The organism is Lysobacter sp. ESA13C, assembly GCF_019970005.1.
Lineage (GTDB): Bacteria > Pseudomonadota > Gammaproteobacteria > Xanthomonadales > Xanthomonadaceae > Lysobacter > Lysobacter antibioticus_B.
In genome coordinates this window covers 83,200-90,832 of sequence record NZ_JAHXYK010000016.1, presented here as the reverse complement: position 1 = coordinate 90,832, position 7,633 = coordinate 83,200, and the positions used below count along the sequence as shown (strand labels likewise).

Genomic DNA, 7,633 nt, shown 5'->3' with positions numbered 1-7,633 from the left:
GAACTCACCGATGGGCTGAAGATGGAGCGCTGGATGTCGTTTCGTTCGGTGCGCCGCACCGGCGGGCCGGGCGCGGCATAGCCGCACGGCGCGAGGGCCGTCGGCGGAGTCGTACGGCTCGGGTCAGTCGGCTTCGAGTAAGGCCGGCTCCGGCGCCCGCTGGAACTGGCGCTCGACCAGGCGGGCGTAATAGGGGTGGGTGGCGATCAGTTCGCCGTGGCTGCCGACGCCGGAGATCCGGCCGCTGTCGAGGAAGCAGATGCGGTCGGCGTGCATGACCGTGGACAGGCGATGGGCGACGATGATGTTGGTGCGCCCCTGCATCAGCGATTCCAGGGCCAACTTGACCTGGTGTTCGGTTTCGCTGTCGAGGTTGGAGGTGGCCTCGTCGAGAATCAGCAAGTCCGGGTCGCGCAGGAACATGCGTGCGATGGCGATGCGCTGGCGTTGACCGCCGGACAGGTTGTTGCCCTGTTCGATCAACACGGTGTCGAAGCCCAGCGGCATGCGTTCGATGAAGTCGAGCGCACCGGCGCGCTCGGCGGCCGAACGCATGGCTTCGTCGGAGAATTCGCCGGCCAGGCCGTAGGCGATGTTGTCGCGCACGCTGCCGGGCATGATCGGCGCGTTCTGGGCGACGTAGCCGATGCTGCCGCGCCAGTCGACCAGCGGGAAGCCGGAGATCGGCTGGCCGTCGTAGAGGATCTCGCCGCCGCTGGGCTCGTAGAAGCGTTCGATCAGCGACAGGATCGTGGTCTTGCCGCTGCCGCTGGTACCGACCAGGGCGGTGGTGGTGCCCGGCGCGAACTGCAGGTCGATGCCGTGCAGCACGGTGGTGTCGCGGCCGGCGTAGCCGAAGGAGACGTTGCGGAATTCCAGCATGCCGCCGCTGCGGCGCTCGGCGCGGCCGGGGCGGGGTTCTTCCTCGGGCTCGGCGAGGATCGCGCTGATCCGCCCCGACGCGCCTTTCGCCTTCTGCAGCTCGGCGGTGAAGTTGGTCAGTTGGACCAGCGGGTTGGCGACGTTGAAGATGTACAGGATGAAGGCGGTCAGCGTGCCCATGGTGATCTCGCCGGCGGCGACGCGCGAAGCGCCGTAGACCAGGATCACGATGATCGCCAGGGTCATCGCCAGGCTCATAAGCGGTTCCAGCGCGGCGTTGACCCGCGCCACGCGCCAGCCGAGTTGCTTGAGGCCTTCGATCTCTTCTTCGCTGCGCTCGCGTTCGCGCGGTTCGGCGGTGAAGGCCTTGACCAGGCGGATCTCCTGGAACACGTGAGTGAGGATGCCGCTGAGCCGCGCGGTGCGGTCCTGGATGCGGCGCGACAGGCCGTCGAGCAGGAAGGCGATCGGGATCATCACCACGAAGGCCGCGCCGATCGAGCCGAGCAAGGTCAGGGTGAGGCGCACGTCGAGCAGCAGCAGGACCACGATGGAGCCGCCGAGCAGCAGCACGCCGGTCAGCAGATTGATCGCCTGGCGCGTGGTCAGCTCGGAGATCGACTCGCAATCGCGGACCACCCGGCTGACCCGCTCGCCGCTGCTTTCGCTGTCGAAGGACGCGATCGGCAGCCTCAGCAGTTTGTCGACCAACGATGCGCGCAGGCGCGCGACGAGTTGGTACCCGACCCGCGCCAGCAGATAGGCGGAAATCGCGCCGACCAGGTTGGCCGCGATCAGGATCCCGGCGAGGATCGCGATGCGGCTCGGGTCGATGCCGCCGTTGCCGAAATCGTCGATCAGTTGCTTGGTCTGGATCGGAAACCAGAGCGTGCCGGCGACCGAGGCCATCGCCGTCAGCGCCGCCAGCGACAGCAGCGCGAGGGACGGTTTGCCGGTGCGGATCAGGCGCCACAAGTCGCTGTAGGAACTGCTCATGCGAACTCCACGAAAGGACGGCGGTGAGGTGACTGCACTGGTTTTTCTTCGGCTGGTCTTCTTCGCCCGGCCGGACTGCGGCCACAGACGATCGCGCACCGAATCGGCGCGATGAACTCTTGCGGCACGCGCATAACGCATGCCGATCGGCACGTTGTGTTGCTCAGGGTTTGATCGGCAGCGGATTCGATGCGAATCGACGCTGCCGCCGCGCTATGGCCTGCCGATCATTCCGGACAGATCATTCCGGACAGATCATCCCGGACAAGGTTCGGGCACGGTGCCGTTCGACCGGGCCGAGCGCATGGGCGCCTGCGGTGGAAGGATCCGAATCGATGGGATCGTGGGTAGGACCGATCCCGCGGCGATAGCGCTGGGGTTTTTCAATCGACTTGCTCCGTGTCACGAATAATATCGTCGCGCATTCCATGCGGCGGAGTGCGGACGGATCGGAATGGAACGGCTCGCTGTTGTTGTTTTTAGTGCGCGAGGCGTTGTTCGACGAAACCTTGGATTGCATCTTGCCCAGACAGTGTTACGTCCTGTTGTCAGGGCGGTCAACGACTCAGCGAGTTTGTCGATCGAAGTAGCGATGCATATCGCATTATCGTTCGTGCATGGTCACAGAATCCGGATCGTGATTGCCGCGTGAATGCCTTTCGACGGCTTTATCGAGTATGCGGAAATTGCTTTTTTACCGGGGAAATTCGCCAATTATCGATCCGTGACCGACGTCGGCAATAAGGATATGGAAAATCGCGAAGCGCGATGGTCGAGAAGCGACGGCCTTCACGCGCTGCGTCTCAGTTTCCGATTGCAAGTGCACGCCGAATCGTTTCGGCGGCGGCAGCGCCAATTCGGATCAGTCGATTTCGGATCGCTCGATATGTCGAAACCATCGCGGTTTGCGGCGTAGGCTATCGAGGTCCTGCGCGACCATCGATTGGCGGGGCATCGATCCGCTCGCCGATGAAAGCTGAGGCGATCTGCTCCAGGGCGACTTTATGGCGACAAGAGCAAATCCCCCCAGCCCCCCTTTTCCAAACGGGGGTAATTCGGCGAGAGGGGCGATATCCGGTCTGGTCCAAGCTGCATGACTGCTCCCCCCTTTGAAAGAGGGGGCTGGGGGGATTTGCTTTGCCGGGTTCTTTCGCCGCCGGCTATGGCGGAGCAACCCGAAAGACGCTATCGACGCGCCTCAGAACGTGCGCGGCAAGGTCGCCCAGAAGCAGGTCACCGCATCGCCCTCGATGCGCACGCCGCTCGGCTCGCCGCGTTCGACCCGGACGGTCACGTCCATCTGGCCGCCGCGGCCGTTGCCGGCTTGTTGGCGTGCGCGGAACCGGGCGACGCCGTCGCGGGCTTCGAGCAAACCGTGCTTGACCAGATAGGCGCCGAGCGGGCCGTTGGCATTGCCGGTGACCGGGTCTTCGGCGATGCCGATCGCCGGCGCGAACATGCGGCCATGAGTCAGGGCATCGTCTTCACTGTCCAAACTGAAGACGAAAAAACCCTTGGCGCCGACCTTGGGGCCGAGCGCGATCAACTGCGCGGCGTCCGGTACCAGCGCCTGCAATTGCCGGAGCTCGCGCAGGCCGATCAGCAACTTGCCGTGGCCGGTGGAGACGAACTGCACCGGGCAACGCGGGTCGAGGGCGCGGGCGTCGACGCCGAGGGCCGCCGCGACTTCGGCGGCGAGCGTGCGCGACAGTTTCGGCTCGAAGCTCGGCCGGTTCTGTTCGATGGCGATGCGAAAGCCGTCGTCGCTGCGCAGGGTCTCGATGACCTGGATGCCGGCGCCGGTCAGTTGCCGACAGGGCTTCGCCGGCAGGCCGCGTTCGAGGGCGAGGACGAAGTGGGCGGCGACGGTGGCATGGCCGCAGACCGGCACTTCGGTGGTCGGCGTGAAGAAACGCACGCGCAGGTCGTGGTCGGCGGCTTCGGCCGGCAGGATGAAGGCGGTCTCGGAGTTGTTGAGTTCGCGCGCGATCAACTGCATGTGTTCGTCGCTGAGCCCTTCGGCGTTGGCGACCACGCCGGCCGGGTTGCCTTGGTAGCGCTGCCGGGTGAAGGCGTCGATCTGGTACACACGCAAGTCGGTCATGGCGGGCTCGGCTCCGGAAGCTGGCCAAGCATCCTAAGCGCAGCCTTCCTCCGCCGCCACGGCGGCCGGCGCATCGCTGCGTTCCAACCCGCGGCCGCCGCATCCGGGCGCGCGCTCGCGCGTGCGAGCGGCGCCTAAGCCGTGCGGGCGCCGGTCACTGCGCCTGCAGGCGCTTGCTGAACACGCTGACGCCGTCGAGCCCGCGCAGGTCCACGGTCAATGCCGAGCTATCGGCATCGATGTTCACTTCGCCGAAGAACTGGTAGCCGGCGAAAGGCGAGGCGTTCGCCTTAGGGGCGGCGCGTTGGAACACCACCTGCGGGCCGAACGTGCCGTCCAATCCATTGGGGCCGAACGAGCCGGCATTGAGCGGGCCGGCGACGAACTCCCAGAACGGCGAGAAGTCCTGAAACGCGGCGCGACCCGGGTCGTAGTAGTGCGCGGCGCAGTAGTGGACGTCGGCGGTCAGCCAGACCACGTTGCGCACCTCGCGAATGGCGCGCAGCAGTTCGGCGAATTCGAGTTCGCGTCCGCGCGGCAGGCCGTCGTCGCCGTTGGCCACGGCTTCCCAGCGCGCACGTCCCTGCGCGTCGACGCCGTCGGGCACCAGCAAGCCCAGCGGCATGTCGGCGGCGACGATCTTCCAGGTCGCGCGCGATTGGCGCAGGCCCTGGGCGAGCTCGCGCAACTGGCGCCGGCCGAGGAAGGCGGTGTCGGCGTCCGGCCCGGGCTGCAGGTTGGCGGTGTTGGGCCCGCGATAGCTGCGCATGTCGAGCATGAACACGTCGAGCTGCGGGCCGTAACGGACCACGCGGTCGATACGCGTGCGTTCGCTGCCGCAGTCCAGGCGCAGCGGCGAATACTCCAGGAAGGCCTGGCGGGCGCGGCGCGCCAGCACCGCGACGTCCTTGACCGTGTAGCGGGCGTCGGCGCTAAGGTCCTTCGACGCCGACCAGTTGTTGACGACTTCGTGGTCGTCCCACTGCCACAGCTGCGGCACCTGCGCGGCGAAGCGGCGCAGGTTGTCGTCGTGCAGGTTGTAGCGATAGCGGCCGCGGTATTCGTCGAGCGTCTCGGCGACCTTGTGCACGCCTTCGGCGACCAGGTTGCGCCACACGCGGCCGTCCTCGGCCGCGACTTCGGCCTGGATCGGGCCGTCGGCATAGACCGTGTCGCCCGAGTTCAGGAAGAAGTCGGGGTCGCGCAGGCGCATCGCTTCGAAGATGCGCATGCCGCCGAATTCGCGGTTGATGCCCCAGCCCTGGCCGGCGACGTCGCCGCCCCAGACGAAGCGGATCTGGCGCGCATCGGCGCGCCCCTGCGGCGCGTTGCGCAGGCGGCCTTCGGTCCAGGCGCTGCGTATGCCGCTGCGTGCGTCCTCGAAGGCGACCCGCACGAAGCGTTGCGCGGGCCCGTGGGGCAACGGCAGATCGAGGCGGGCGGTGTAGTCGGAGGCGGCGCTCGCGAGCGGACCGCGCAGCGAACGGGCGCGACGGAAAGCTTCGTTGTCGGCGACTTCCACCCACATGCGCGAGGCGCGGTCGCTGCGCGCCCAGACCGTCGCTTGGCGTGCGCCGACGTCGCCGAACTGGATGCCGTAGTCGAGGCGCGGACGCGCCGACTCGGCGGTGAGGATGGCCGGCGCGGCGCCGGCGGGCAGGGCCCAACTGGCGGCGGCGAGCCCGAGGGCGTTGCCGGAACGGACGAGGAAACGACGACGATGCGGATCGTTGGCGTGCATGGCGCTGGCTCGGCACGAGGTGGCGAAACCCTAACGTCCGCATATGGCAGGCGTGTGGCTAAGCACATCCGCATCGCGATGCGCTCGGCGACGACGCGAACACTCGCGGCGAGTTCAGCGTATTCATCGGCGAGGCCGCGCCGTATCGGGCGCGTGCTGCATCGATCAATGTATTTCGAAGCACATTAGAACGTGACGAATCTCGGCAATTTCTTCGCGATCTCGTCACACATTGGCCCCACAGAATCCGAGCCTGGAGCACATTGGCAGGGACGTCGACCGCCGTATGCCCCTGTTCCCGTCTGCAGTGGGCATTGCGATTCAAGATGCGACTTCCGTTTTCCAACGCCATATTCGCCTTCGCCAAGCCGACGGCGATCCGCTACACGGTAGCGATGGCGCGCCTGATCCATTTCGTCGTCGCCGCGGCGCCCAGCGTGCTGGTGGTGGCCTTGCTGCAGGTCGATCAGGCCGTCGCGGTGCGCAGTTATCTGGCGATGTCGATGCTCTCCGGGCTGTTGTGCCTGCTGGTGTTCAACAGCTTCGACATGTATGGCCGCGACATGTTCAGCAACCTGTTGCTGATCCGCCGCACCTTCATCGCCTGGAGCGCTTCGTTCGGCCTGATGGTGCTGCTGCACCTGCTGTTCCGCTTCATCGCCGCGGTGCCGCTGGAGCTGCTGTCGCTGTGGTACGGGCTCAGCCTGGCCGGCTTCGTGTTGAGCCGGATGGCGATGCTGGCCTTCTTCCAGCGGCGCATTCGCCAGGGCCATTTCATCCAGCGCTCGGTGATCCTGGGCATGACCGACAACGCCATGCGTCTGGCCGATCATGTCCATCACCGCCCGGACGTGGTCTCGGGCCTGATCGGCTACATCGACGATCGCGCCGTGCATCGCCTGCGCGAAGCGCCGCCGCCGTCGCTGCCGCACCTGGGCGGCCTGGATGCGCTGGAAGGCCTGGTCCGGGACGGCCGCGTCGACCAGATCCTGGTGGCCTTGCCGGCCGGTGCGCAGGGCCGCAACGAGGCCCTGGCCCAGCGTCTGCGCCGCTTGTCGGTGCAGGTGCTGCTGATCCCCGACATGAGCACCTTCCGCTTCGCCCATCGCAGCATGGTGCCGGTCGGCGGGGTGCCGATGTTCGTCGTCGCCGAGCCGCCGCTGCAGGGTTGGTCGCCGGTCTATAAGCGGTGCGAAGACCTGATCCTGTCCTCGCTGGCGTTGCTCGCCTTGTCGCCCTTGCTGCTGTTGGTCGCGGTCGCGGTCAAGCTCGATTCGCCTGGGCCGGTGCTGTTCCGACAGAAGCGCTACGGCTACAACCAGCGCCTGATCGAGGTCTACAAGTTCCGTTCGATGCATCACCACCTGCGCGACGCGCACGCCGAGCGCCAGACCGGTCGCGACGATCCGCGCGTGACCCGGGTCGGCCGTTTCATCCGTAAGACCAGCCTCGACGAACTGCCGCAGCTGTTCAACGTGCTCGGCGGCAGCATGTCCCTGGTCGGGCCGCGCCCGCACGCCACCGCGACCAAGGCGGCGAACGTGCTGTTCGAGGACGCGGTGGAGGAGTACGTCGCTCGCCATCGGGTCAAGCCCGGCATCACCGGTCTGGCCCAGATCAACGGCTATCGCGGCGAAACCGACACCCTCGAAAAGATCCAGAAGCGCGTCGAGTACGACCTGGAATACATCGAGAACTGGTCTCTGTGGCTGGACCTGTCGATCCTGCTGCGCACCGTGCCGGCGGTGCTCTCGGCCGAAGCGGCTTATTGAAACCCTGCACCGAAGATCGGGCATCGAACGGTTGCTCGTTCAGCAGCCTGATCGGCGATCGAGCATCGCGCCAGACGGTCTTCGCCCGATCTCGACACGGGGATGCTAAGGTCCGCATATTCGTGATGTACGTCACAT

General features: G+C 66.5%; 6 protein-coding genes. 2 read left to right on the top strand and 4 right to left on the bottom strand.

The genetic code is table 11. From position 1 onward, the window contains the following. Nucleotides 1-123: 123 nt before the first annotated feature. Both LC490_RS23660 and LC490_RS23655 read right to left on the bottom strand, forming a co-directional pair. Nucleotides 124-1,878, bottom strand: coding sequence for an ABC transporter ATP-binding protein (locus tag LC490_RS23660; protein WP_223621835.1), 1,755 nt, complete (start codon nucleotides 1,876-1,878; stop codon nucleotides 124-126). A 241-nt stretch (nucleotides 1,879-2,119) separates the two neighbouring features. Next, nucleotides 2,120-2,398, bottom strand: coding sequence for a hypothetical protein (locus tag LC490_RS23655; RefSeq protein ID WP_152566013.1), 279 nt, complete (start codon nucleotides 2,396-2,398; stop codon nucleotides 2,120-2,122). Nucleotides 2,399-2,530: 132 nt separating this feature from the next. Between LC490_RS23655 and LC490_RS23650 the strand changes: the two genes are divergently transcribed. After that, nucleotides 2,531-2,794 (top strand): hypothetical protein, encoded by a 264-nt coding sequence (locus LC490_RS23650; RefSeq protein ID WP_223621834.1) that lies wholly within the window; start codon nucleotides 2,531-2,533, stop codon nucleotides 2,792-2,794. Nucleotides 2,795-3,076: 282 nt separating this feature from the next. Here LC490_RS23650 and LC490_RS23645 read toward each other — a convergent pair whose 3' ends face one another. Both LC490_RS23645 and LC490_RS23640 read right to left on the bottom strand, forming a co-directional pair. After that, the gene (locus LC490_RS23645) at nucleotides 3,077-3,982 is read right to left on the bottom strand and encodes a PhzF family phenazine biosynthesis isomerase (RefSeq protein WP_223621833.1); all 906 of its coding nucleotides are present in this window, start codon (nucleotides 3,980-3,982) and stop codon (nucleotides 3,077-3,079) included. 154 nt (nucleotides 3,983-4,136) lie between these two features. Then, nucleotides 4,137-5,723, bottom strand: coding sequence for an alkaline phosphatase D family protein (locus tag LC490_RS23640; RefSeq protein ID WP_223621832.1), 1,587 nt, complete (start codon nucleotides 5,721-5,723; stop codon nucleotides 4,137-4,139). A gap of 326 nt (nucleotides 5,724-6,049) precedes the next feature. On the opposite strand from LC490_RS23640, the gene LC490_RS23635 reads away from it, so the two are divergent. After that, nucleotides 6,050-7,495, top strand: a complete 1,446-nt coding sequence (locus tag LC490_RS23635) for an undecaprenyl-phosphate glucose phosphotransferase (protein ID WP_223621831.1) — start codon at nucleotides 6,050-6,052, stop codon at nucleotides 7,493-7,495. Nucleotides 7,496-7,633 lie beyond the last annotated feature (138 nt).

Bases quoted from the DNA above. Each gene is read 5' to 3' on its own strand.
- LC490_RS23660 (WP_223621835.1), bottom strand. From the start codon at position 1,878: ATGAGCAGTTCCTACAGCGACTTGTGGCGCCTGATCCGCACCGGCAAA.
- LC490_RS23655 (WP_152566013.1), bottom strand. From the start codon at position 2,398: ATGCAATCCAAGGTTTCGTCGAACAACGCCTCGCGCACTAAAAACAAC.
- LC490_RS23650 (WP_223621834.1), top strand. From the start codon at position 2,531: ATGCCTTTCGACGGCTTTATCGAGTATGCGGAAATTGCTTTTTTACCG.
- LC490_RS23645 (WP_223621833.1), bottom strand. From the start codon at position 3,982: ATGACCGACTTGCGTGTGTACCAGATCGACGCCTTCACCCGGCAGCGC.
- LC490_RS23640 (WP_223621832.1), bottom strand. From the start codon at position 5,723: ATGCACGCCAACGATCCGCATCGTCGTCGTTTCCTCGTCCGTTCCGGC.
- LC490_RS23635 (WP_223621831.1), top strand. From the start codon at position 6,050: ATGCGACTTCCGTTTTCCAACGCCATATTCGCCTTCGCCAAGCCGACG.